The sequence below is a fragment of the Chryseolinea sp. T2 genome, assembly GCF_037203685.1.
GTDB lineage: Bacteria > Bacteroidota > Bacteroidia > Cytophagales > Cyclobacteriaceae > Chryseolinea.
This window is the reverse complement of sequence record NZ_JBBCAU010000002.1, coordinates 251634-277770: the sequence shown is the minus strand read 5'-3', so window position 1 is coordinate 277770 and position 26137 is coordinate 251634. Positions and strand designations below refer to the sequence as shown.

The 26137-nt window shown below is 47.2% G+C and carries 24 protein-coding genes; 3 read left to right on the top strand and 21 right to left on the bottom strand.

Going from position 1 to position 26137, the window contains the following annotated elements; translation table 11 throughout:
* Nucleotides 1-5: 5 nt before the first annotated feature.
* Entirely contained in the window at nt 6-740 is a 735-nt protein-coding gene (locus tag WBG78_RS06120) for a DsbA family oxidoreductase (RefSeq protein ID WP_337325508.1), read from the top strand.
* A 1-nt stretch (nt 741) separates the two neighbouring features.
* On the opposite strand, the gene WBG78_RS06115 is transcribed toward WBG78_RS06120, so the two are convergent.
* Together WBG78_RS06115 and WBG78_RS06110 are read right to left on the bottom strand one after the other, a co-directional pair.
* Entirely contained in the window at nt 742-2025 is a 1284-nt protein-coding gene (locus WBG78_RS06115) for a sialidase family protein (RefSeq protein WP_337325507.1), read from the bottom strand.
* A gap of 62 nt (nt 2026-2087) precedes the next feature.
* A complete protein-coding gene (locus tag WBG78_RS06110) occupies nt 2088-4004 on the bottom strand; it encodes a CocE/NonD family hydrolase (RefSeq protein ID WP_337325506.1) in 1917 nt (638 codons plus the stop codon).
* A gap of 145 nt (nt 4005-4149) precedes the next feature.
* On the opposite strand from WBG78_RS06110, the gene WBG78_RS06105 reads away from it, so the two are divergent.
* The gene (locus tag WBG78_RS06105; protein WP_337325505.1) at nt 4150-4737 is read left to right on the top strand and encodes a hypothetical protein; all 588 of its coding nucleotides are present in this window, start codon (nt 4150-4152) and stop codon (nt 4735-4737) included.
* 315 nt (nt 4738-5052) lie between these two features.
* Nucleotides 5053-5793, top strand: coding sequence for a hypothetical protein (locus tag WBG78_RS06100; protein WP_337325504.1), 741 nt, complete (start codon nt 5053-5055; stop codon nt 5791-5793).
* Nucleotides 5794-5945: 152 nt separating this feature from the next.
* Here the strand turns inward: WBG78_RS06100 and WBG78_RS06095 are convergent, their stop codons facing one another.
* From WBG78_RS06095 to WBG78_RS06005, 19 genes are all read right to left on the bottom strand, one after another.
* Nucleotides 5946-6641: a LytR/AlgR family response regulator transcription factor gene (locus WBG78_RS06095; RefSeq protein ID WP_337325503.1), complete on the bottom strand. Its 696-nt coding sequence runs from the start codon at nt 6639-6641 to the stop codon at nt 5946-5948.
* Nucleotides 6628-7725 carry a sensor histidine kinase gene (locus WBG78_RS06090; RefSeq protein WP_337325502.1) on the bottom strand — a complete coding sequence of 366 codons (1098 nt, stop codon included), beginning with the start codon at nt 7723-7725 and terminating at the stop codon, nt 6628-6630. Before WBG78_RS06090 ends, WBG78_RS06095 begins: the two co-directional genes overlap by 14 nt.
* Complete coding sequence (locus WBG78_RS06085) at nt 7704-8312, bottom strand: hypothetical protein (RefSeq protein ID WP_337325501.1); 609 nt, start codon at nt 8310-8312, stop codon at nt 7704-7706. Before WBG78_RS06085 ends, WBG78_RS06090 begins: the two co-directional genes overlap by 22 nt.
* Before the next feature lie 121 nt (nt 8313-8433).
* The gene (locus WBG78_RS06080) at nt 8434-10665 is read right to left on the bottom strand and encodes a hypothetical protein (RefSeq protein ID WP_337325500.1); all 2232 of its coding nucleotides are present in this window, start codon (nt 10663-10665) and stop codon (nt 8434-8436) included.
* A 75-nt stretch (nt 10666-10740) separates the two neighbouring features.
* The gene (locus WBG78_RS06075) at nt 10741-12039 is read right to left on the bottom strand and encodes a phenylacetate--CoA ligase family protein (RefSeq protein ID WP_337325499.1); all 1299 of its coding nucleotides are present in this window, start codon (nt 12037-12039) and stop codon (nt 10741-10743) included.
* Nucleotides 12036-12410 carry a holo-ACP synthase gene (gene acpS / locus WBG78_RS06070; protein WP_337325498.1) on the bottom strand — a complete coding sequence of 125 codons (375 nt, stop codon included), beginning with the start codon at nt 12408-12410 and terminating at the stop codon, nt 12036-12038. Before acpS ends, WBG78_RS06075 begins: the two co-directional genes overlap by 4 nt.
* A complete protein-coding gene (locus WBG78_RS06065; RefSeq protein WP_337325497.1) occupies nt 12407-14053 on the bottom strand; it encodes a C45 family peptidase in 1647 nt (548 codons plus the stop codon). Before WBG78_RS06065 ends, acpS begins: the two co-directional genes overlap by 4 nt.
* A 19-nt stretch (nt 14054-14072) precedes the next feature.
* Entirely contained in the window at nt 14073-15587 is a 1515-nt protein-coding gene (locus tag WBG78_RS06060) for a phytoene desaturase family protein (protein ID WP_337325496.1), read from the bottom strand.
* Complete coding sequence (locus WBG78_RS06055; protein ID WP_337325495.1) at nt 15584-19426, bottom strand: 1-acyl-sn-glycerol-3-phosphate acyltransferase; 3843 nt, start codon at nt 19424-19426, stop codon at nt 15584-15586. The genes WBG78_RS06060 and WBG78_RS06055 overlap by 4 nt, the downstream gene beginning before the upstream one ends.
* A 2-nt stretch (nt 19427-19428) precedes the next feature.
* Complete coding sequence (locus WBG78_RS06050) at nt 19429-19755, bottom strand: DUF2062 domain-containing protein (protein WP_337325494.1); 327 nt, start codon at nt 19753-19755, stop codon at nt 19429-19431.
* Nucleotides 19756-19799: 44 nt separating this feature from the next.
* The gene (locus WBG78_RS06045; RefSeq protein ID WP_337325493.1) at nt 19800-20615 is read right to left on the bottom strand and encodes a glycosyltransferase family 2 protein; all 816 of its coding nucleotides are present in this window, start codon (nt 20613-20615) and stop codon (nt 19800-19802) included.
* Nucleotides 20615-20956 (bottom strand): hypothetical protein, encoded by a 342-nt coding sequence (locus WBG78_RS06040; protein WP_337325492.1) that lies wholly within the window; start codon nt 20954-20956, stop codon nt 20615-20617. Before WBG78_RS06040 ends, WBG78_RS06045 begins: the two co-directional genes overlap by 1 nt.
* A 23-nt stretch (nt 20957-20979) precedes the next feature.
* Nucleotides 20980-21600 (bottom strand): hypothetical protein, encoded by a 621-nt coding sequence (locus tag WBG78_RS06035; RefSeq protein ID WP_337325491.1) that lies wholly within the window; start codon nt 21598-21600, stop codon nt 20980-20982.
* The gene (locus tag WBG78_RS06030; protein ID WP_337325490.1) at nt 21581-22237 is read right to left on the bottom strand and encodes a LolA family protein; all 657 of its coding nucleotides are present in this window, start codon (nt 22235-22237) and stop codon (nt 21581-21583) included. The genes WBG78_RS06035 and WBG78_RS06030 overlap by 20 nt, the downstream gene beginning before the upstream one ends.
* Entirely contained in the window at nt 22224-22997 is a 774-nt protein-coding gene (locus tag WBG78_RS06025) for a polysaccharide deacetylase family protein (RefSeq protein WP_337325489.1), read from the bottom strand. The genes WBG78_RS06030 and WBG78_RS06025 overlap by 14 nt, the downstream gene beginning before the upstream one ends.
* The gene (locus WBG78_RS06020) at nt 22997-24049 is read right to left on the bottom strand and encodes a beta-ketoacyl synthase N-terminal-like domain-containing protein (protein WP_337325488.1); all 1053 of its coding nucleotides are present in this window, start codon (nt 24047-24049) and stop codon (nt 22997-22999) included. Before WBG78_RS06020 ends, WBG78_RS06025 begins: the two co-directional genes overlap by 1 nt.
* Nucleotides 24050-24051: 2 nt before the next feature.
* The gene (locus WBG78_RS06015) at nt 24052-25257 is read right to left on the bottom strand and encodes a beta-ketoacyl-[acyl-carrier-protein] synthase family protein (RefSeq protein ID WP_337325487.1); all 1206 of its coding nucleotides are present in this window, start codon (nt 25255-25257) and stop codon (nt 24052-24054) included.
* A complete protein-coding gene (locus tag WBG78_RS06010; protein WP_337325486.1) occupies nt 25254-25520 on the bottom strand; it encodes a phosphopantetheine-binding protein in 267 nt (88 codons plus the stop codon). Before WBG78_RS06010 ends, WBG78_RS06015 begins: the two co-directional genes overlap by 4 nt.
* A 2-nt stretch (nt 25521-25522) precedes the next feature.
* The gene (locus WBG78_RS06005) at nt 25523-26131 is read right to left on the bottom strand and encodes a hypothetical protein (RefSeq protein ID WP_337325485.1); all 609 of its coding nucleotides are present in this window, start codon (nt 26129-26131) and stop codon (nt 25523-25525) included.
* Nucleotides 26132-26137: the final 6 nt, after the last annotated feature.

The following is a 26137-nucleotide window of genomic DNA, read 5'->3' as shown; positions in this document are numbered from 1 at the left end:
ACAGCATGAGCAAAGCCGAATTGAATATCAACGGAGGTACATTAAAAACCGGCCTTTTAAAACCTGTTATCCGGGTAGACGTCGTATCTGACGTTGTTTGTCCATGGTGTTACATTGGGAAACGGCGATTGGAAAAGGCTATTGCAGAAGTTTCAGACAAGTATACTGTTGAGGTCTTTTATCATCCGTTTGAGCTCAATCCCGCGACTCCTCAGTCCGGTGTTAATCAGCGGGAGCATCTTGCAGAGAAGTTTGGTGGCGACGAGCGATATCAATCGATTACGAATCATACTTCCTCTGTCGCTCGTCAGGAGGGTTTAGATATGAATTTTGAAAAGCAGTCGGTATTGCCAAACACCCGAAAAGCGCACGCTCTGATTTTTGCTGCAGGAAATACTGATAAGCAGCTGGCCGTTACTGAAGCATTTTTCAAGGCCTATTTCACCGACGGAATCGACTTGTCAAAGGATGAGAACCTTATAAATATAGCAGTTAAGGTAGGACTGGACAGGCCGGTAGCAGAAACGGCAATTAGCAGCCATGAGCTGCTTGACTCTATTGCTTCACAGGAGCATGACATGCAAAAGCTGGGCATCAGCGGCGTCCCGTTTTATATACTTAACAACGAATATGGAGTATCAGGCGCTCAAGCTTCAGAAACTTTCATCAAGGTCTTTGAGGAATTGAATAAAGCTTCGACACAAAACGGTGATGCATGTTCTGTTGATGGTACCTGCTAGGTTATTTTTTCTTCTTTGATTTAGACTGCTCCACTGCTTTGATCAGCTCATCCTGTCTGATGGTGGTTGTCCATAAGCTGGTGTGTCCGTCGTGCGTTCTGGTCCAAACCGGCACGATGACTCCCCCATTAACAGCAATGTCAAGATAGACACCGGCACCGCTTTTGTCGTCGGGTACGAAGGGCGTTTCTGAAACTGTGATGGTCTTGAAACTACCACCACTTTCATTTGAGTAGGCAAGCACGACATCTGTCTGATCGTCTTCGTGAGCGCTGCGGTCAAAGAAGAGCACGTAGATATAGCCGGTCGATTGATCGATGGCCATGCGTGATCCATACTGCTCGCCTTTAGTTTCGCCTGAACTAAGTTTGCTTGGGCTGGCCCAGTTGTCGCCATAATTATTCGAGCGCGTAAATAATACATTGGTGTCGCCTTCGCCATCTTTCTGATCTGACCACGTGATGTAGATACACCCGTGGTATGTTCCTTTTGTTTGATCTACCACCAGCTGAGGCGGAGCTGCAACGTAGCTATATCCCGGAACACTAAGTTTCCAGCCTGGCGTTATGTCATGAACAACAATGTCGTTCTCGAGCCAAAAGTTACTTGAGAACGATCGATCGAGGAATATCTTTCCATTGTTACTCCATGACACAAAGGATTTGCCGTCGGGCGCCACGGCCGGTATCCCGCCCGTTGCATATTCGTTGTTTTCGTCACATACTCCTCCCAACTGTGATACCCGCATGGGCTTAGACCATTTGCTCCCGTTGGAAGACGTACTCATCATAATGGCTGACTCACATTTACCTTCTGAGTTTGTTACGTTTTCGGTCCATGTCACGAGCAGATTGCCTTTCGTGTCAAATGATGCTCCGGGATACTTCTGATCTGCGGCAACAGGTGAGACTGTCACACCACTGCTCCAGACCTTTCCATTGTCTTTCGACTCGGACACCATAATTCGAAAGTGGTTGTCGACAGGCGTCGCATATACAGCAAAAAGATTTCCTTTTGAATCTGAATGCATTGTCAACCATTCGGCACGTTGCATTCCTTCGGCGGTGCTCGTCTGCCAGGTCAGCCCACCATCGCTGCTCAGATAGAATGTGCTACCAGCGCCCTTAACCACTAAGAATTTCGCGTCTCTTCGGCTGATGGCAGCCGCAGGGATCGAACGCTTCTCTGTATCCGACAATACCCCAATCTCAACATTCTTATGCTGCGCGTTAGCCGTAAGAATTACTAAACTTAAGCACCACGCCAATTGCAACTTCTTGTTCATACTTCTACCGATACGTTCAATACTCAATCTGCCCACTGATGGCAATGTCTTTACGCTATAGTCTATTTCTTCGAGTCAATCTTTGCTTTCATCTCTCCCTGTCCGCCTGCTTCGACTACTGATGAGCCATAGACTTTGATTGTCGACTTGACGAAATCTTCAGCGGATGCCTTATAGATGTTATCAACATATTTTTGTGGGTTCCTGTCGATGAACGGGAACCAGGTGCTTTGTATTTGAATCATCAGGCGATGTCCACGCTTAAACGTATGCAAGACATCCTGAAGTGGAAAGTTTACATCGGTTATTTGGTCCGGCTTAAATGGCTCAGGTTTTTCAAAGCTGTTTCTGAAACGGCCTCTGAACACTTCGCTTCTGACCAGTTGCTGGTAGCCACCCATGACAATATTCGACGGATTGTGTTCGTAGTTAGGGTGGTCCGACGGATAAACATCAATCAGCTTAACTATAAAATCAGCGTCTGTTCCTGTCATTGAAACTTTGAGACGCGAGAGTATTTCGCCTGCAATGGTAACATCATTTGCGAGCGGTTCGGTTTGAAATGTCAGAACATCAGGACGGCTAGACGCATATCGCTGGTCATCGCTCATGTAACTTCTCGGAGTGAATCCTAGCCCTTCAGTCTGCGACGTATAAGGTACTGGCTTTGCCGGGTCAGAAACATAATCAAACACTGCCTGCTGATCCAGGGGCGCATCAATTGACAATTTTCCGTTCACTCCAAAATATAAACGGTGTCTTAGCGCATTTTTTGGTGGCCATTCAGTAAACGACTGCCATTGTTTTGATCCTGTATCAAACATATACGCCTCTCCCTGATTGAAAGTCCCCTCGTTCTTCAGATAGTATGCAAAGAACCTGCGTTCGACGTCCCTCAGGTATTTTGTTGACAGGCTATCACCAAAGTAGATGTGATTGTGCGTTGACTTTCCTCTTTCCCTGGCCCAATCGCCGTGACCCCATGGTCCCATCACTATTGTATTGCGCGCAGCAGGACTGGTTTGCTCAACTGTCTTATAGATGTTCAGCGGTCCATACAGATCTTCAGCATCAAACCATCCGCCGACAACCATGACTGCATGTTTGATGTTTTTTAAGTGAGGAAGAAGGTTTCGCTTCTGCCAGAAATCATCATAGTTTGGATGGTCAATGATTTGCTGCCAGAAGAAGTTATCATGGTGAAACTTATCGGTAATATTCTTCAGGGGTCCCTGCTGAAGAAAGAACTGATAGCCATCGGCTTCCTTCATATCAAATCGTTTGTACTGTTCCTCAAACCAGTTCTCGCGCGTTTGTTCTTTCTTTTGATAGCCAAATACGGCAAACGCTGTTGTATAGCTTTCGAGGAAGGCGCCCTGGTGATGAAAGTCATCAAAGAAGAAATCTGATATTGGAGCTTGTGGTGAAGATGCCTTTAATGCAGGGTGCGCATCCGGCAGCGCTGCGGCGGTGTAAAAGCCGGGATATGAGATTCCAAACTGGCCGGCATTGCCGTTGTTGCCCTTTACATTTTTTACAAGCCAGTCAATTGTATCCCAGGTATCAGAGCTTTCGTCAATCGCTTGTTTGTTTTTCAGATCATTGCCCGGAACATTCGGGCGCATGTTGTCGAAGGTACCCTCGCTCATGTACCTTCCACGCACGTCCTGAAATACCAATATGTATTTATCGCGCACCAGGAATTGAGAGGGGTGATTACCTGTCTTAAAATCTCCATACCGCGACGCGTTGTAACAGGTTCGGTTCATCAGAAACGGGTACTTCTGTGACTTGTCTTTTGGAACATAAACGATGGTGTACAGCTTGATTCCATCCCTCATGGGTATCTGATATTCGAACTTATCGTAGTTCGAACGCATGTAAATGGAATCTTTTTTGGCTTGCTGTCCGTATGCCGTAATTTGAATTACGGCGATCGCTAATGCTGTTAGCGACAGTCTGGAGGCTTTTGTAATCAAAGTTTCGTATTTTAGAGAAAGGGTGAAAATTAATAATGTCCGTCAAACTTTGCCGGACCGCCGGCCATAAATTATTTGAATTGGCAAAACCCTGGACGCGATCACTCGTTGATAGGATTCGAATACTCCAAACTTTAAATAACACATGAAGAAAACACTGTTAATCCTGTTGGTTGGCTTTACGTCTGTTGCTTATGCGCAGAAGATCAAGCTTGTTGAAGGCGATCTGAGCGTATTAAAGGACCAGAAGGGCGTAAAGACGATCTTCTCCTATGATGACATGTCCGTCGGTAAGTTTCCAAAGGAAGCTGACTATGTTGCCAAGAAGAAGTCGGATTATAATGCGAAGGAGGCTGGCACTGGAGATAAGTGGGAAAAGGCCTGGTACGATGACCGGAAAGAGCGATTTGAGCCCAAATTCCGGGAACTCTTCGCTGAGTATTCAAACATGTCGACAGTAGCTGAGGATGCACCCTACACGCTGATTTTCAAGACGACGAAAACGGAGCCAGGCTGGAATGTGGGTGTGACACGCGCTCCAGCGTACATTGATGGCGAAGCCTGGATTGTAAAAAGCGACAGCCCCGATAAAGCGATAGCAAAAATCACTATTACCAAGTCGCCGGGTCGCGATGCCTTTGGATATGACTTTGAAACAGGTGCTCGTTTGCAGGAGTCTTACGCCAAGGCAGGCAAAGAATTAGGATCATTTATTAAGAAGGGAGCCAAATAAGCGGCAACCTGGAGGCGTGACCCACATTTCCGGGTGTAATCGCTTCTCTGATACGATACCGGAAAGACCCTCTTGGAAAGGCCGTATCTACGGCCTTTCTGCTTTTTGCCCCCTTCCATCTAAAGTTGCGGTTGGGTATAGGCGCTAACCCCACCTTGGGTATTAATTACCCAAGTTTTTGAGAGGGAAAATCTCGAAATCCCGACTTCATGCATTTCAACCCCCAAAAACTACCGTTCATCGCCAAAATAGACAACTCGTTCTGACTTGCCCTTCTTTTGTATTAGACCTGGCAACCTTAAAATTATCCTGTTTATGATTAGAAATTTGATTTTGGCAGTACCAGTAGTAGCGATGCTTTGGAGCTGCGATAAGAAAGAGAGAGAAGCACTGCAGGCACAAAATGATTCGCTGCGTACCGAACTTCAGGCTAGCCAGCAAACAGCTGCGCAACTCCAGGAAGTTGGCGTACTCATCGATTCAATCGACGCCAGCCGTCAGCTTCTTCGCACAGACGTAGTGGAAGGCACTTCTTATACTGATTATAAGAGCCGCCTTCAGGGGATCAACAATCACATCCGTGAGACAGAAGCTAAAATCGCTGACCTTGAGAAGTCTCTTAAGTCTGCAAAAGGCACTTATGCGATTACCATTAAGAGGTTGAAGGCCGACCTTGAGCTCAGCTCGCAACAGATCACTGCGCTTCAAAGCGAAGTTGAAAAAATGCGCGGCGAGAATACTCAGCTGGCGAAGACTGTAAATCAGCGTGATTCTACTATCAATGTGAATGCTGAAACTATCAGAATGCGTGAGCAAGATGTGGCTACTCTCGAAGCTAAAGTTGAAGAAGTTAATGCCGCTTCAAAGGCAAGCCAGGCAGACCTGTATTTCGCTCAGGCTCAGGCACTCGAAACTGCTGCACAACGTACGAAATTTGCTCCTCGTAAAAAGAAGGAAACACAGCGCGAAGCTCTTGAGCTTTACAAACTTTCTCTCTCTTTAGGCAAGGCAGAAGCCCAGGCCAAGATTGACGAACTGACAAAAGCGCTTAGCTAAAAATCTAGTCCCTGTAAACAACGAAACAAGGGCTGTCTGGACGAGACAGCCCTTTTTCATTTACACGCTTCTTAATTATCGGGGTACTATCGGGGTGCCTGAAGCAATCCAGGCGTTTGAGATTTCTGTTCGGACGCTTAGCACCAGACACGTCAGCATCGCGAGCGTTGCTGGAGGAATGTAAGAAACTCACTTCGATAGGTCTGTCCGATAGGGATCTGATGCTTATCTATTACCACAAAGTTACCATCTATATACTCCAGGCGCCCGAGGGATATTATAAATGACCTATGTATTCTTTTGAAGTGAGTTGGGGGTAGCTGCTCCTGAAGTTTTTGAAGGGTCATAAGTACAATCAACGTCATTTTCTCCGTATGCACTTTCACGTAGTCGCTCATTCCTTCTGCGAACAATATGCTTGAGAGGTAGACCTTATGCATTTTCTTGTCAGCCATTAGCAAAATATATTCGTCCGTACCAGGCTTTGACTCCGTAAGGTCAATGAACTTGTTGACTGCTTTAATGAACCTATCAAAGGGAAACGGTTTCACGAGGTAATCAACCGCATTCACGTCAAATCCCTCGGCAGCATGTTCTGCATATGCTGTTGTGAATATGACGGCGGGTGGATCCACCAAAGAACGATAAAATTGCATACCCGAAAGCCGTGGCATGTTGATATCCAAAAAGATCAGATCCACGCTATCAGTCCTAAGAACATCTGCCGCTTCAAAGGCGTTGCTACAATACTGCCTGCATTCGAGTTGAGGAAAGTCGTTAATGTACTTTCTTAATATCTCCTGAGAAGCAGGTTCGTCTTCAACCACCAGGCAGCTAATTCTCTTCATAAAGTCGCGGTAACTTAACGTGAACAGAAAAATTCGTCTCTTCCTCTACGATATTTAATTCATATTTCTCCTTGTATACCAAATCCAATCTCATCCTTATATTTCTTAGACCAACGCCGCCCGTGGACGGGCTTTCTTCAAGCATCCTGTTATTTGTTATTGAGAACTCCATGTCATCAGACGTGGTTTTCATTCTTATTGAAACGAATGCATCATTCGTGTTACTATGCGTGCCGTGTTTAAAACTATTTTCTATAAGGGGAAGAAATACCATTGGCATTACAGGAAATGAGGGATCAATATCGTTCTCCAGAAATTCAATTTTTGTGGAAACGTGCACGCGGTACCGCTGAAGACCTATGTAATTTCGGATCATTTCTACTTCTGCTCCCAGAGGGACAAAGCGTTTGCTGGCTTCATAGATGACATACTTCAGCATATCTGACAATTGCATGATTGCAACAGGCGCCTCTCTGGATTCGCGCAATGCAAGCGAGTACAGCACACTAAGGCTGTTAAAAAGGAAATGTGGGTTCACCTGGTTCGTCAGCGCCTGCAGCTCAGCTGTTACCTTCTCTTTCTGTAACAATATGGCTGATTGCGTATTCTCCTGCAATGCAAACCATTCCATTGTGAGTTGTATAAGAGTAGCTAATGCAACCAGCACACCAAAGAATTTCAAGAGATCCAGCAAACTATAGTATGCGATAAAATAGTACCCCGGCAATATGTAATCGATTAACTTATCGAACAGCAAATGATTAAAATAAACAGTAGCAATAATTGTGATGCACACCGAGATCAGGTAGATCAGATAGCGTCGTTGCTGAAGCATTCGCGGTATTAGCAGATATGCATTCATCCACACCGCGATCATCATAGTGCTCATAAAAATCCCTGTGTACAGATAGTCAATATGGTACCAGACGCTTGATGTCGAGAAGATTGTCAAAAGCACGAAGTAAGTAGAAGTCCAGAATGCCAGCTGGACGTAAACTGACTTAAAGAGAGAAACGGGCAGAGACAGTTTGAACCGATGTCCCCTGCCCGACTCTGTCTGATTTAGCGATTCAACTTCAACCATACTGTATTATCGTCAATAAATGCATCATCCTCATCTCCATACTTTATGATAAACTTCTGAAGTTCCTCAGTTGATGCTGTCAGAACATAGTTTAGATCGCTGTCGTCTTTTACGTTGACATCGCGAACTACTTCATGAGAGATTTTGATTTTGTTTTCGGTGAAGAGTGATCGAAGCCACTTTTCATTAAGCCATCGTATCTGGACTTCGTTGCCGGAGATTTTAACGACACGTGCAATAGAATGTGCAGGAATCAGGTGCATATTGAACATCATATCGTTTGCCTGGCTATCGTTGGCCACAGGAAAGAGATCGAGATACAATTGGTTATTAAGGTGAAAGAGATGAGCAATAAAAATCTCTTCTGGCTGCTCACTGTGCTTATAGTGTCTTAGTTCATACGATACATTGCTTTCCTTCACCGGAACGATCTGCCAGTGATTGCCATCCTGATCGGTCCAATGATTGATCAGCTCCTTTTTGAACACAAGGTCATTTGGAGTGTAAAATGGATGCAGGGATTTTACGATGCATCCTTGAAGGATTGCCAGTGAAGCAACAAAGAAGAATACCAGTACGCGTTTCATATGTCTTTCTGATTTGATGTTAGTCAAATTTGTGACATTGAAATGGCGCCATGAATTTTTTTCGATCAACACGGGCCGCGCATCGGTGAACACGGCCAGTCTTGCAGCGCGAAATGAGTGCCTACCTGCGTCTGCCTCCGCCGCCACCCATTCGGGCACCTCCACCTCCACCACCGCGGTATGATCCGCCCATATTTCCGCCGCGGTTCATTTGGTTGAAGCTGTTATTTTGCTGAGTACTACGCTGACGATTCTGATAGTCCCGGTTCATCTGTTGAGATTGCTGTGTTTCTTTCCACTGATTGCCGTCTCGTTGATTCCAGCTTCCGTTCTCGTTTCTCTGATACACGTTTCCGTTCTTGTCGGAATAGACATTGTTCTCGCGTGGACGTTCAGCTTTGTTTGGCAGCTGTGACGCGCCCGCTCTGTCGTTTGCTGTATTGCGTTGGGCGTCGCGGGTGGACACCCCCGTATTCTGACCGCGCTGCGCATCGCGTGTTGATACTGAGGGATTTTGTTGACCACGTTTCACATCACGGGTAGACGCTGACGGATTCCGGTCGCCCCGTTTAACATCGCGTGTAGTCACGTCGTTACGATTGTTGTAGATATTGTTTGATCTGTCAATATTGATGTCACCATAGTGATTGATCTGTACAGGGCGCCCGCCATACATGCCGCCACGATACGGAGGATAAAAAGGAGGGCGATACATTGGAGGTCCCCAGTACCCACCTCCACCGTAGAAACTCATGCTAAAAAAACCAACACTGTAGTGGAACCCCATGCTCCAGCCAGTCCATGGATTATAGTGCATGCTGAAACCAAATGTTACCGGGCGTGGATAGTAGTAAGGGCCATACCATGGTGAATAGTAGTATCCCGTCCCGTACACAACGGTTGGGCCGTACACATAGCAACCCATGTAACCCGGTGTATAACCAACATAGACCACTTCAGGTGTGGTCTCATAGATGTAAACGTACTTAACATTATAAGCCGGTGAGCTCGCCGGAATCTTGTCAACCTCCTTAGGTCGCTCATCACTTACTTTCCATGGCCCTTTGGCTGCCGAAGCTTCAAACCAGACTCCGTTTTCGACACAATAGTACTTTTTACCCTGCTTCAATACAGTACTGCTCGTATTCATTGCCAACTCCAGCGATGTTCCTTCGATGGCTTCGAACTTTGGCTCACCATCATAGGTCACCGTGCATTTTGCCTTTTTACGATCAACCTTCGCTGTCTGAGGAACCTGTGCATCATGAATCGCATCCGTACTTGCCGGTGTGCCTGCCACACTGGATAATACATTGTCCTTATCGGAGCCTTCCGGTATCTTAGCAAAATCAGCCGGCAACTTATCAGAAGCTACATACTTCCATGGCCCTTCCAGTTTTTGCGCGGTGTACCATCTGCCTGACAGTAGAACGTAGTACAACTGATCGTCTACACTCTTAAATATGTTATCGTCAGAGTTCTTAACGTAGAGCAAATTGGTGCCCTCAATGTTGGCGAATGAAGCCTGTCCTTTCGATTGAATGAGCTCTGCGGGTTTAGTGCTTACCCGGATCGCAGGTGGCCCGGATTCCGGCGCGGTCTCCCCTTCGCTGGGCTGCTTATCCTTGGGTTGCTTATCCTTCGCCTGTTCTTTTAATTGCTTGTCAATTTCGGCTATCGACTTGGGAAGTGTTGTGATTGGCATGTAGCCCTCCGTTGCGCTTGAAGATGCGTACCAGTATTTTCCGCCGTTGAGATAATATTTTTTATCGGTAGGATCCTGTACAATAAGAAACGCTGAATTGACCACGCGTTTCATCTTGATATTCTTTTCGTCCTGGAGTTTAGGTTCTCCATCGATGAGTACGAGGAGTGTCTCCTTTGCCTCGTAAATAATTACGGGGGGATCATGTTTCAAATCGTCTCCGGAGCTGATCTGTTCCTGTTCAATGGTGGCAGTGAGATCGGCGATGGATCCGGACAAGTCCCACTTCGGAATTTCTGTTTCAAGCAATGTGCGCAGCTTTCCGATGTTGGCGGTGTCTTTAACGCCTGGCAGCTTAACATCAGTAATCAATATCGACTCAAGCGTAAAGGTCCGATCATCGCGGTCTGTTGATATGGATGCTGTGAACCAAACAACGCCGAACTGTGGATCGCTGGAAGTTTTGTCCTGCGCTGAGAACGCAGCGCGGCCTTTTACCTTATCACCAGCCAGCGATTCAGGCTGAGGCTGATAAATGGTTATCACAGTACCACTGGGAGCTGTAATCTCTTTGGGCCATTGTGCACGGACTGTCGTAGTTATCAGGAAGATAAATAACGGCAAAAGCAGTTTAGGCGATGGCTTCATGAGTTGAGGTGTTTTTTGAACTTAATATCGGGATGTTTTTCGACTAGTGCCTCATCGGCATGATGAATCTTCTCGTTAGGAGCGGCTGTCAATAAAACGCTTGGGTTTTCTGCTTTTTCCAATGAGCTGCAGCTTGTCTATTTCGGCCTGTGTTACGAACATGATGGTTGGCGCTACGCGTAAGCGAGCTTTGAACACTTCTTTCAGCCTTTCGATGGTTGCCTGCTGCGCACTTTCCTTGACCAGCAAATGGAGCCGGAGCTCATCGGTTCCCAGGCGACCGCTAACCACCTCCACAACGTAGTCGATAACATCGCCGACTTCGTTGAGGGCATCGAACACGCCAGGAGGATAAACGGTCGTACCCTTTAGCTTAATCATTTGTTGCTTTCGCCCCAGTACAGGACCAAGCCTTAACGTGTTTCTCCCGCAACGACATGAATCCTGGTAAGCTACTGCAATGTCGCCGGTTTTGTACCGCAGCAAAGGCATACCCTCCACGCCAAGCGTAGTAATAGTTATTTCTCCCGGTGTCCCCATTGGAACCGGTTCGCCGGCATCATCCAGTATTTCGACATATATCAATTCCGGATGATGATGACCCCCTCTGCCGTGTTCGCATTCGGTGAAGGCGGTTTGCATTTCGGTAGAAGCATAAGTGCCATACAACGCAACATCCCACGCATCTTTGATCCTTGTCCCCAGAATATTCAGTTGAAGATCCGATGTGCGCAATGCCTCACCAATGCAAATTACTTTTTTAACGCTGCTGGCTGCGAGGTTGATTCCCTGTGCGTGAGCGTATTCAATGAGCTTTATTAAGAATGACGGCACTGCGACCAGGGCCGTAGGCTTTAGGCGATGAATAATGTCCCATTGCATAGATGGCAGCCCCGGACCAACCCGGATAAGTCCAGCCCCAAGTTTCCGAATGCCTTCATAATACGCCATACCTGCCATGAACTGACGGTCGAGTGTAAGCATGAGTTGAAAAAGATCGTCGGGAGTTCCATCTGCGCAGGTAAAGGAAATACATTCGTTGTAGGCAAGACGCTGAAGGTCGTTTTCAGTCAGTGCGATCGTGACTGGATTGCCCAATGTTCCCGAGGTGCTTGTGTACTCAACGATACGGCTAGACGGAACTGCCAGGAACTCCCAGTTATGATTGTGAAATTCATCCTTGCTTGTAGTCGGAAAAAGAGAAAGATCATCGAGTCCTTTGAAAGCGCTAACATCAACACCGGTGGCGGAAAAGATCTTTTGATAATATGGTGAGTGCTGGGCAACGTGCATCAGCAACTCCCTTACTTTGCTTTCCTGAAATCGTCGAATCTCGTCGGGTGATTCCTTTTCTATTGAGGGTACAATCTTCATTGTTCAATGATTACCACGGCACAGGCTGTTTCCCGGAGATGGGAAAGAGTAACGTGAATATGGTTCCAATTACATTTTGCGGCTTCTTCCTTATATGCGCCCGCGAGTCGGATAGAAGGTTTTCCAATAGCGTCGTTCACTACTTCAATATTCGATAACTCGTAACCCATTGAAAGTCCGCGGCCGGTAGCCTTCAGAAATGCCTCCTTCGCTGCGAAGCGCGCTGCATAATTCTCTCCCTTGTTGGTTTGCTTCTCGCACCAATCTATTTCTTCCCTGGAAAAGACTGTATTCTTAAATGCCTCGTTGCGGCTTATCTTTGTCTGCACGCGGTCAACTTCGATCAGATCAATGCCAATACCAATTATCATTGCATTTCTTCTTTGCATACGGCAATCTGCCGCTCCATGTATTCACGTTCCTGAACCGTAGCAACTTCCTGTTTAAGTCCCACTGAATACGTATCGGCAGCTTTCGCCCATTCCTTCCTTGCAAGATAGTAATCGCCGGCGAGCATATAACTATGATACGACTTCGGGTTCCAGGCGACAATGCTGTCCGGATTGAGGTTAGCACGTGAAGCAAACGGAAAGCGATATGCATGAAACTTCAGATAAGTCTGATATTCGGGTGTTTTCAGGAAATCATCGGCAGGAATTGTGCGGCCAGACTCGTAGATTTCATCATTCGTGGTGGGCTGAAGAGATAGTACTTTTGTAAGATCGTAACAAACAAATTTGCCCAGCTGCCAGGGTGCAGTCGAGATCCATACGAGTCTTTTTTCAGGCTCAAAGATAATGGCATGATGGGCGACCAGCTGATTGATCAACTTTTCATTTCCCATGCCGATGTCGGCGTTCTCAAGGCCCTTTTGATTGCGAAGTATTTCTGCTGTCTTCTGAACCGAATTCTTGTCTACTTCAGCCAACAGCTCTGCCACCCGCGCATAACGGTAAGGTGATGCGCTCGTTTTAATATGTTCCTGATTCAGGTCGGTCCCACCCAGTTTGGTCCCGCGAAAATGGTTCGTCGAAATGATCTGACCGAAATCTGATTCGACGAGGTCAATACCTTCAATGCTTTTTTCTATCACGGCCGCCTTCCGATCCTTAGCTGAACCTATCAGAAACGACTCGGCAACGAACATCTGTCGCTTCTCTGCGATAGCATAAGCCTCTTTGATGGTGGAAGCATATTGCAATATTTCCCTTGCTACCAGAGATACGGGCGTAGCGCTTGCAGATGGAATGTCAGACTTCGCTGCATTAATAGTTACCGTAAGTCCCTGGTCATTCATGCCGGAAACAACGCCCGTCATGCCGCCAAAAGTAACCATCATGAATCCGAAACCTTCGGTAGGTTTATAGAACGCTATGATTTTGTCACGCGCGAAATCGTCCCCCACATAAAAGTCGAAGTTCCTGCCGACGATCAAAGTGCTGTCCTGCGAGCGCTCGTTCCAGGTTGCAAAGGATGTGCATCCTACCAGAGACATGTTCTGCAACGCATGGCCTATATCATGCGCTGCGTGATAGTTCAGAATGCGCTCGTATGGAGTTCCGATATCGTCGAAAGCATGCGAGGCAGACTGCGATACGCCATATATTTCATCCTTGTATTCGTCGATGACGAAATTCGGCAGATCGCGATTGAACCAGCCGATGAAATACTTTAGCGTGCTGCGGTAAAATTCGTTGGGAACAAGACGCTTGATCTGCGATGTGAATGCTTCCTCCTGAAACTGAACCAGCTCCCGTGTGAGCTTGCCGTTTGCCAGGCCTCGTTCAAACGCGTCACCCTCCACATATAATTCGTATAGTCCACTTTCACTATGCCGGAACCAGTTTTTCCCGAGACGTTGCAATCCCGGCACAGGCTCTTTCACCTGAGCTGCTGTATCAGCCAAACTTATACCCTCTGGCGGGGAAACGCTGGATACCGCGCGGGCATAGATCATCACCAGCACGATGATCACCGTAAGAACACCCAGTATCCACAATATCATTCGAAGCATCCGGTCTCGCATTTCTGCACTATCCTTTTCTTATTTTTTCAACTAATGCATCCATTCCCAACAGGTGGCCGCAGGTGACGACAGCGCTTAACGTTACGCCTAGAACTCCATGCATGTTTACATTCTGCCCGGTTAACAACAGATTCGGAATTTTCGTGCGCGGAGAAATCTTCGACCTCAGCGGCTCACGATAGTCACGGGCAATTCCATAAATGGAACCGTCGTCGGTACCGATGTAGTCGCGCGCCGTTAAGGGTGTGGCTGTAGTATAAGACTTAATAGCCTCCTTAAATCCTGGAATTTTCCTCTCCACGGCATCGAATAATTGCTTAGCCTTCTTTTCTTTGAAAGCGTTGTACTCCTCTCCGCGGGTGGCTTCAAAGTCAACCGTGTTGAACGTATCAGCCCATTGCTTTACTTCCTCAAAACGCATGTAAGCCATTATCGTGACGCCTTCCGCGTATTCCATTTGTCGTGAGGTAGCGGAATAAAAAATCGCGTAACTCTGCGGCCAGTTGTCGTCTGTGTACTTCATTCCACACCAGGCGTCGTCCTGCTCGAGTACATACAGGTTCGTGTTCATGTATGGAAGAGTTTGCTCCTTCATGACCACGTTTGCATAAAAAAATGAGATGGTATTATCCAGGCCGGCGACACGGTTCTTATATGCACCTCGAAACTTGTCTGTTTCTGTCATCTGCAGCGTTTGCAAAGGATGGACGTTCGATATGAACAAGTCACCCTTGAATCGTCGACCGTCTTCGCATTCCGCATGAACAATCCTGCCGTCTTCTTCCTTAAGTCGGGTTACATTGACGTGACGAATTATCTGTCCGCCACGTTGCGTAATCTCCCGGGCCAAATACCTGGCAATCTGACTTCCGCCGTCGACAAACTTCCAGGAGCTTTCGAGATAATGATTGATGATCAACGCATAGGGCGCCAGCGGTGTCTTATCAGGCTCTCCGGCATACAAGAGGCTACTGCCTGCAAGCACATTGATGAGCTTTTGATTCTTTGTTATTGATTGCAAAAACTCCAGAAGACTAACCCCATGCGCGCCCTCAAGATTTGTATAGCTCCCCGTGTTCACACCATACAAGGGAAAACTATTGCAGACATCTCTGATGCCCTGGCAGAATGCCCGCAGCGAATCCTCTTCTTCAGGAAAGTGTTGCAGTAGCTGCTGCACAAAGTTCTCATATCCTTGTGCGAACTTGTACACGACCGGATCCCCGTCGAGCATTATCGCATCAAAGCAATCCATAGCCATGCGCCTGATGCGCACCTTGTCCATTATGCCGAGGTAGCTGAACAAAATATTAAGGTTTTGCCCTTTGTCTAGCCCGCCGACATAGTGGATACCGGTGTCGAATATTACCCTGTCGCGGACAAAGATCTGCAGCATACCACCTATCTGCTTGTTCTTTTCGAGAACAGTAACACGATGTCCCTCCTTAGCCAGAATAACTCCGCAGACGAGACCGCCCAGACCACTGCCTACGATGACGGTTTCCTGATTTGAATTGCTCATAGCCTGTTCGATCTGGTATTTCTCTTTCGCAGGACAAAAATAACATTAGATGTAAACTTTGCCTGATCGATCACTTCAATAGTCATATCTGATGCGACCTGGCGAATATGTTCTCCGGAGACAAAATGCAATTCGTTCACGGCCTTATTAAACCCCAGAAGCTTCACTGAGAAAAATTCCGTCATGCGCGTTCCCTTGTGGCGTTCGCCCAGATCAACGTTTCCATCACGGATTATCAGCACGCCATCATCTGACAATGCGTCGATGCACCTTCTTATAAGGAGGTCCTGTGAGTCATGCGGCAGATAATGAAGAACATCGTTTATAACTATTCCGTCAAAGTATGCGCGCTCCAGGGGATGCGTGGTAACATCTCCATGGATAAACTGAAGTCGTTCCGTCCTTGAGTAGCCATGCTGTGCAGTCTCGATTTTGTCTTCATCGTAATCGACACCTGTGATGGTCCGCCCGACGCTAAGATACTGAAGCATATAGCAGAGATACCCATAGCCACAACCAAGATCGATGATGCGGCCCGATGCTGGAAGTAAATCGTTGAAGAGTGCATAGTTTCCCTCCATCTGTGTCTTAATTCTGGTGTACCATTCGAGTACTGGTCCCTTGTACAGATAGTTCGAGAGTAGCTTCTGACGATAAAATTCAGGAGTACGTTCTGAAGCGGCAAGGTTTGCGTAAGCAGCTTTAAAATGCCGGCTGATCTCTTTGGTACGTGTCGCATAGCCCTCACCAAACGATAGGTCATCCTGCTCAATCAAAGGAAGAAACTTAAGTGCCAGAATGCCTTTGTTCGCATAAAAAGTACCCCTGGGTATTGCTTCTGCGGCACCATGGATAAGCAAAGGTCGAATGGGTAACTGAAGACGTTCGGCGAGATAGAACGCCCCTTTATGGAATCGATGAATATGTCCATCTTCAGTTCGCTTACCCTCCGGGAAAACGACGATACTAAATCCCTCGGATATGCGCGCAGCAAATTCGCTTACGCTGTCTTCAGCACCTTCAGTCACAGGATAATAGTCAGCCAGTCGTACAACGCCGCCAAAAACAGGTGATTCCCAAACCCACTTGTTCGTAAGGAGAATAAGTTTGGGATGGAGCATTGTGACCAGCAGAATATCAAGCAATGAAGAGTGATTCGCAACGATTACGGCAGGTTTCGAAAATGTGTTTGCGTCACGACCGAAGATTCGTTTTGTCAGGCTCGGCGTCAAATAGATCAGTGTTCTGTTGCTGAAGCAAATTGCGATATGAACAAAGTATCGGGCGGCCTTTCTCGCTCCGGGAATGATGCTTATCAGTAGTCCGATCAATGTAATTAACATCGATCCAACGATAAAGTATCCATAGGTAAAGAAGGTTCGGAAAATGCCGAACCATGTCATCGGTGGGCGTGCCTTCGCCACGCGATTCGTGATCAGCCATCGGAACAAGTATGGTTCGATGAGCTGAGACATGATGAGTACGCAAACTATTCCGATGATCGATATGGTGGCAATAGACCTCAACGCGGGATGCTGTGCAAAAATGAGTACGCCGAGTCCGGCAATAGTAGCAAGGGATGAAATCACAATGGAATCGCGAATCGAAGCCATGTTTTGCTTGCCGGTTCGGTATTGCTGCAGCATACCATCCATGACAAAGATGCTATAGTCGTCGCCGAGTCCAAAGATGAACGTTGACACCATCACATTAACAATGTTGAACTCAATATTGAGCATTGCCATTATGCCGAGTATCCATATCCAGGTGATGAACATGGGCACGAATGTGATCAGAGTAAGTTCAATCCGGCCAAAGGATAGAAACAAGGCAGCAAATACCAGCACGGCAGTAATCGTCACAATGAAATTGAAGTCAGCATGCACGTATTCAACAAACATGTTTGCCAGCATCTGACGGTCCACAGCGCCGCTTGTCGTCGTATTAAAGGCTTCAATAACCTGCGGCTTGTTCGCTGGTGCTGCCTGGGCAAGTGAAATGATAACATCACCCTGAACGCCAGTTATAATAAAGTTTTCGAACAATGCATCGCGTATAGGCTTGAGGGTTGCATCGCTCGCCCGCCTGTACTTTTTGCTCACAAGCGAATCAAAGTTATCCATTACCGCGGGCGAAAATTTCAGTGCCGTGGCTCCCTGCCTCACCGCCGCACTGGCGCGGGTGCGTCGTGCTTCGCTCCAGTATTGTTCCCAACGATTTATCCTCAGCTGTTGAAGCGAATCCGATACAAGCAATAGCGCAGGCGTGGTAAATCTCGTGACTATGTTTTTCTGTTTTAGTTCTTCCAGCACCGGTCGCGCCATCTCTGCCTTACGCAACGCGTGCTCCAGGTCGGCGCCGCGCGATACAACGTATACTGAACCCAGAGAACCCTTGTTGATGTGCTCAAGCTGTTGCTGTGCCGCCCGGGTCGACTCGTTCATAAAGTTAAGCCGGCTTATATCTGTATTGAATCGCACGTCACCGGCAAACCAGAAGAACACCATTGTCATTACAAGTACAATGGCAATAGCCACCTTTTTTATCCAGGGTGCAATTGAAAACGATCGACGCGGCTTGTGGGTAGTGTCTCTGAATAATTCCGGCTGAACGATATGCGGCAACACGACAAGAGTACAAAGTGCGGCCCCGATCAGACTGAACGCAGCGAACAACCCGATGTCCTGCAATACTGATGCGTTCACAAACTGCAGGCAGAAAAAAGCCAACACCGTTGTCGCGCCTCCGATAGTTAGTGGCCAGGCAAGCTCACTAATAACTACCCGTACATCCCGTACGTGCGACATGTGAACCAGAAAATGCAATGCGTAGTTAACAGCGATCCCCAGTATAACAGACCCGGCAGCAAGCGCTAACACAGAGACAGAGCCTTTCACAAGGTAAATGGAACAGAGAGCAAAAAGACCTCCGAACACAACTGGCACCAGAATAAGAAATGGCACACGCTTGCGTCTGAAATAACCCAGCAGCAGCACGGCGATCAAGACTACCATGATGGTGATGGTGAGAAAACTATCGTGCCGCAGTTGATTGGCATTTCCAACGGCAACTGAAGCGCCGCCAAAGTATGTGACCTTCACCTCCGGATGAGCAATAGAAAGCTCGTTTATGACCTTGTCAAGCTCGTGCAGGAACTCCGTATTGTGCCGCGTATCCTGTGGATCAAATTCGGATTCAACGAACATTACAAGCGTATTGCGATCCTTTGTCATAATGTAATCGTCGTACAGATCATAGTTCGGATCGAACTGAAGCTGCTGCAATTTTCGAAGAACAAGAAATGAATATCCTAACGGGTCTTTTACAATAACCCGTTTCAGCGCAATTCCCGAAGGGGACACTAATTGTCTGTAATTAGCCGCGAGTACTGCAGGAATGTTGCCATCGCGACTAATGGAGTCAAGGGTATTAAAATCGCGATCGTCAAGGAATACGGGAAGGTGATCGTGAATGATGTTAAACAAAACCAGCAGCTGGTCTTCCCCAACGCGTCCGGACACATCTTTGACATAGGGTTTCAGTTTTTGTCTAAGCTGCTCCTCCATTCTGCCGGCCACAACTACCAGGCTATCCGGAATTGGAGATCCTGTGGTGTCGTTTTGTGCAACCATCAGCACCAGACGTTCCACGAAGCGCGAACGCTGGAAGACGTCACGAAGGTCTTTTACTCTGGGATCATTGGGAAAAATACGGCTGATATCTTCTTCTATGCCGATGCGTGATGCTCCAAATGCCAGCAACAGGACAAGCAAAGAAACGAGCGTCCAAAACAACGGCCGACGTACACGAAAGAAATCATATAGTCTGACGAATATCATAACTACCGGCCTGAAGAACTTCTTCGAAATGTTTTTAACACGATGTACGTAATGGCACCTCCGATTGCGCCAGCAACAACTGACAGTGTAATGGCGCCTACAATGTATTGTACCAGATTGTTCATTACACTATCCATTGTCAGCTCCTGATCAAAAGTAATGCGCTGGCCCCGCTCTCCCATCCATATAGCGCCACATAGATGACTAAGGTAAATGATTATTGGAATCATCGGCGGGATACTGACGTTCGCGGCGATGATCACCAGCATCTTATTAAGGCGAAAAATGATTGAAACAGCAATGGCAATCAGCATCTGGAATCCCCACACAGGAAATATACCTATGAAGATTCCGAAGCCAACAGAAAAAGATTTTAAGGCATTTGATTCGGCCGGATTGAGTAGCTGCTCACGAAAGAGCTGTCTGATGTTTTTTTTTTAAGCGATCGCCATATGTCGCGTGGCTTGATGAAAAGCAACGCTATGGTTACCAGCACAGTGTTCAGAACAGAGATTCTTGTAAAATCCTTAAAGGGCCGAAAGTGTGTAATGCGCTTCCCTTTTTCCGGATAGAACACCTTGACCGGTACGTTTATCACCGGTATGCCATTCCACGACGACCGAACGAGAACCTCGATCTCAAACTCAAATTTTTTCGTGACAAAGTTAATATTCCGCATTCGGCGGATGGGATACAACCTATAGCCGCTCTGGGTGTCCTGCATCGTAATGCCTGTATTAACCCAAAACCAAAAATTAGAAAATTTGTTTCCGAAGCTGCTCTTTCCCGGAACTGTGGATTGATCCATGTTCCTTGCTCCAACGATGATTGCCTCAGGGATTTCGACAAAAGCCTTCAGGAGTGAAATGAGATCAGCGGCATAGTGCTGCCCGTCCGAATCCATTGTTATAGCATGATCGAAGCCTTCGGATAATGCAAAGGCGAACCCAGTACGAAGCGCATATCCTTTTCCCCGATTGTTCGGGTAACTCACTTTTTTGATTGCCGGATAGCCTTCGAGAATACGTGGGGTTGAATCAGTAGATCCATCGTTCACCACAATTACCTGATCTGTGTAAGACAACACATCGTTGATCACACGTTCAAGTGTTTGTGCGTTGTTATACGTGGGTATTAGTACACAGATCCTGTGAAGCTGAAAGAGAGATCGTATTTCACTGTGTTCCATCAACTGAACGTCAGCGTTGCCTTTAGTTTGAAAAAAGTAACCGCAGCCGCAAAAAGTGTTGCATTCACAACGTAGTGATCGCCATGCTCTGCGTAACTAATATCGACATCAACCTCGCTGTTCTGATTGGGATTGATAACGGAAAGAAATTTCATTGAATCGGCAGCAGTCAGCTTAAGATCCTTTCCCGACATTACCTCCATGATCTCACGAATGATTTGCATCATGCAAACCCCAGGTACTATTGGCAATCCAGGGAAATGACCCTCGAGGATGCTATGATCCTTGTTGATCGAGATCTTTGCCTTGACGGCACCGGGCACGGGTTCAAACTGTGCCATTGTATAAAAATCATTCAACAAGATCATTCCTTTTCGATGCGGTTCAGTTTAATCTGCATGTCGAACGTATGATGCTGTATAATCAGCTGCGACGGCGTTGGATAGCTGGTACCTGTAACATTAACGGAAACCACCCGCTTAGTGTCAGATCCTCTTTCCATCCTGCGTAAAGAAGCACAATCTTTACTCGTAATGAAATAGTAGCTTTCTTTTTTTTGCCGGACGCCGAAGTAAACGTCATCTCCAGCCACGGAGCGGGAATATGCGCTATTGTGGAAGGGTACACCGATAATAAGTGCGAAGTCCTTTCCAAGAGTGATGAGTATGGGTTTACGATTTAACTGGCGGATGGCGTGATGAACCGTGACTTTACCATCGTGACCAAGGCCGAGGTCAATAAACTTTACACCAGCTTCATTGGTAAACACCGCGCGCCAGCTACTGTCTGGCATTGCCTTAATCACCAAAAGACCGCTAAGATGGTGTCCTGTAACATCGATGCTTGCCTGATACAGCGACGATGTCGTTAGCTTCGGAACCAAAGGGCTGCAGTTAATGTCGGAACCGGCTGGCGCCAGCGCGCTATAGTCTGCCTTGCACTGAAGCAACAGTAACGCTAAAGCACTATAAAGTAAACACCGCATCCGCGACTGGATTATTAAGTTTGCGGTCTATGAAATGAATGGTTGTTTTGTCGCCACCCGGCTCGTTCATCTCAATGGACGAGGCTACATAGTCTGCTTTCCGGATGGTGAGATATATCAGATGAAAGAACTCACGCAATGCCTTAGAAGTCGGCGTAAGTTCAAGCAGATAATTATCTCCATTTTCGAAGACGCGATAAGTAAAATCTTTGCTGTCTAAAATGGTTCCCTGAACACAATCGATCATGATCCTGTTAACCTGTTGAAAGAGCTTATTGGACCGCGTATTAACCTGCGTCTGCTTTTCACCATCCCGAACGGTCATCTTATCACCATTCAATACCATTGTATAGGAGAATGGAACTTTGTATTCAATTCTGACTTTGTTCGTGCGCTTGAACCAAAATTGTCCACGCGACTCGATTGTTTCAGTTAATGCACTTAACACCTTCTCCTGCTTAAAACCACTTTCGATAGTTTGAATTTTGGCCGACTCGGCCGAAAATGATTTGCGAAATGCATCAATGTTCTTCACCGCAGTGTATCCCTTGGGTTGTGCAACAGCAATAATGCCTGACCCTGCTATCAATGCCATCACCAAAAGTGTCATGCGCAAACTCCTCTCACCTCTGAACATATAACTCGTCATTTAACAACTTGTCAACCCTAACAATTTTTAAACCAAGTGCTGAAACGCTGGCTAACAGATCCGGAAGAATTTCGAGGGTGCAATGTCCATGATCGTGCAGCAGAATAATATCTCCGCTTTTCAGCGAACCTGTAATTCGGGCGAGCAGCCGATTGCGATCTTTTATTACCGTGTCGAACGAGCGAACGCTCCAACCTATAGTTTTATATTTTCCTTTGCGCACAGCAGATGCCACCATCGGATTAGTAACTCCGTAAGGCGGCCGGAAATAGGATGGATTCAAACCAATTGCTTGTTCAATCGCCTTGCCGGCATCTGAAAGTTCTTTGGAAATGGCCGCAGATGACTGAAGGTCAAAAGTCGCGCCATGAAAATAGCTATGGTTTGCCACCAGGTGTCCTTCGCCATGCATCCTATGCACCAGCTGAGGATGTGCATGCACTCTTTTGCCGATGCAAAAGAACGCGGCTGGCGCATTATGCTGATGCAATATTTCAAGGATCTTGTCTGTCCGGCCCGCGACGGGCCCATCGTCGAATGTGAGTGCTACCGCTCCTGAGGAGCTGTTGCCGCGCCAGGCCACCGGAAGGTAATATTCCGCAGAAAGCACAGAACTCCCATATACCTGAATCCCAATGTACGTTGCGCACAACAAGGCATAAAACCAACCGGAGATATGAATCCACTGATCAGCACCAATCAGCGCCAATAACATGATCAGAAATATCCAATTTACAATCTTAAACATCAGGTTGCTGCAAGCAGGATGAGCGAGTGATAAGTATCAAGATACCTGTTATAGATAAGAATATTTCGAGGCTGACGCTTTGAATCCCGTTGAATCAGCACTGACGGTATGCTTCCGCTTTGAATAACACGGCAAGCGATGGCCGCCGCGATTGCCGAGGCGCCCGGAAACTCACCGGTAAGATGCTTAAACACAGCCAGAGTGGCTTTGGGCATTGTTCTCTCCAACAGCAAGTCAATTCCAGAATCCAATGATGCATCTCCACATTTACCAGCGAAGACGACATCTATGTCATCAGGCGATGACATATGAGTGCGGGCAAACTGCAATATGCCTTCTTCAAGGACATCAGGCGATGGCTTATAAAACGACTGCACTGCCTTCAGTTGAACAGCACCTTGTTGTGCCGTACTGCTTAACAGAAAGTATGCCGCTCCTTCCCCATTGAGGGAGCCGCCTGAAGAACTAAACAAATCAAGACTGCTGGTATTGTCGCGCCTGTACAAATCGAAGCGACGGAGAATGTTATGACTGATCGACGTTATCTCGTCTGCGGAACCTGCCAGTAGCCGTTGGGTTGGATCTTCAGCGATCATCATCAACGCGTCATTCAACGCATTTTCGAATGACAGCCCTCGCTGGGTATATGTTTGATTGTACCCCTGGCATTGAAGCAACAGCGCCAGCTGTGATCCTATCGTGTTATGCGTGGATTGAATAAAGGGAGTGGGGTTCAGGGCGTGTTCCTTGTTCTCGATCATTTTCGACAGGAATATCCCGGTATCATCCAGGCATCCATATCCGGTGCCTGTGATGATCCCATCAGGCACTTTAATCCCTGCCTCGCGCAAAGCATCGAGGCCAGCTGTCATACCCAACCTTATGATACGACTCATCCGACGTAACTGACGAACGTCATAGTAGGCGGTGTAATCGGGCTCGATGCAGGTAAGTCGATCCCCATCATAACTTACGGGTTCACTTAACAAACTTTGGATAGTAAGCTGCTTCTGGGGTGATATTGCGCCAATTCCGTTTATATAGCACGACATAGCTATTCCGGCTTGAACTTACTTAAGACGATCGACGAACAATTTCCTCCAAAGCCAAATGAGTTGCTGAGGACGTGGTTTACTTGAACGCCATCCTGATAGACGCGCTGAGGTGTTATTCCAACTTCCGGAATCGCCGTTTCAAAGCGAAGGTTGGGCAATAGGCAACCTGCTTCAAGTGCCATGATTGAGAAAACAGCCTCAACTCCTCCACTTGCTCCGAGAGTGTGTCCCGTAAACGCCTTCGTTGAACTCATGGGAGGATGTTCATCCCCATAAAGGCGCTTTATCGCGGTTCCTTCGGAGAGATCATTGTTTACCGTTCCTGTTCCATGAAGGTTTATATAATTGATTTCATTCTTTGATATGCCCGCCATATTCAACGCTCCGGTCATTGCTGCAAATGAACCACGACCTTCAGGAGATGACGCTGTTTGATGATAGGCATCGTTGGTATTGGCGTAGCCGGATACGACGAATTTCCGTTCAAGACCCGCACGCCTTACAACTTCTTCGGAGACTAATACAACGAAACCCGCCCCTTCACCGAGATTGAGCCCGCTCCGACTTGCATCGAATGGGCGGCTCGGACGTTGGTCTAAGATCATCAGACTGTTGAATCCATTTAATGTAAACTTCGACAATGCGTCTGTCCCTCCAGCCACTACTACGTCGAGCATACCATGCTGGATAAGTCTTGAGCCAAGGGCGATGGCATTAACCGAAGATGAGCAAGCCGTGTTGATCGTAGAGATGTAATGGTTCACATTCAGGTCATCGGCAATGCGCTCCGTACTTTTCCCGCACTCGTGATCGACCACGTCGCGAAGGCGGCCTGAATTCTGGTTGCGTACATAGTCGGGAAAAAATGTTTCCGTCTTATCCATACCTCCGACGGTGGTTGCTGAAATGACGCCGGCTCTCCAGTCTTTCAATGACACATTCGCATGTCCCACAGCCTGCCGTGCAGCGTGCATGCCCAACAAAGCTGTGCGCGATAAATGACGTGAGACGTTAAGGCGATCTGCCAGTTCTTCATTGGAGAAGGCGACTTGTCCGACGGGAAGCGTGTCTGCGTGCACAGAATCAAACAAGGTAAGCTTGCTGATTCCGGAGCGATGTGACTTGAATGAGTCGAGCGATGCAGCGACCGAATCGCCGATCGCAGAAATCACTCCAAGCCCCGCTACGTAGACACGACCTTTCAAACCGGTTTCGCTGTTTGGTGCGCGGTGATGAAGTTTGCGATACTCCGAACTGACTTGAAGATCTGAGGACCATCCTGTGGATTCTCGAGCTTGATGTTGTAGTGCTGCTGTAAGAGTACAATGAGCTCAAGCGCATCAATTGAGTCTAGCCCCAACCCCTCAACGAACAAAGGCTGATCATCGCCGATGTCCTCGGGCTTCAAGTGCTTCAAATTAAGCGACTCGATGATCTGCTGCTTCAAATTGGCTATCAACTGTTCCATAATCAACTCCGGTAAAGTTTTTCAATTGTTTCTGAGTCGTGAGGCCACGACCCATTACCACCCTTCGATTTCTCCGCCAAATATAAGAAAACATCGTGTTGCTCGCCCAGCACGTCTACCCACCCGGCGATACAGCTCGTCGTATTGTTCTTCTCCATGACACCATCGACATAGGCCGCCATCGTTGACGGCTCGAATGCCGAAGTCACAAAGAATGCGTTCTCACCCTTGAATCCGTGGCGGATACAGATCTCTCCGGTTACTACATTGCTTAACGTATAAACAAACAACGCAGGACTCGCAATAGTTTTCAGCGTCTCAAAGTAGCGCAGGTCGGTATCAAGGCTGGCATGCGCATTCGATAACACAACAGCAACCGACTCGGGGCTTTGTCTGGATACATTGGTGTTTTGTAGCAATATCTCAACAGCCAGGATGCCGAGCCTCGATGCCCGGTCCATTTTATAAAACTTTGGATATTGAATGCCCAGCTGACGAAACGCCTGCTCGCTAAATTCATCGAGCGATACCGCGGCATTCTGAAATAAAATATTGTCGCCATCCCGCAGCGTTTGCTGTCGTATGTGGCAATAGCGGGTGATGACAACCATTTTCGG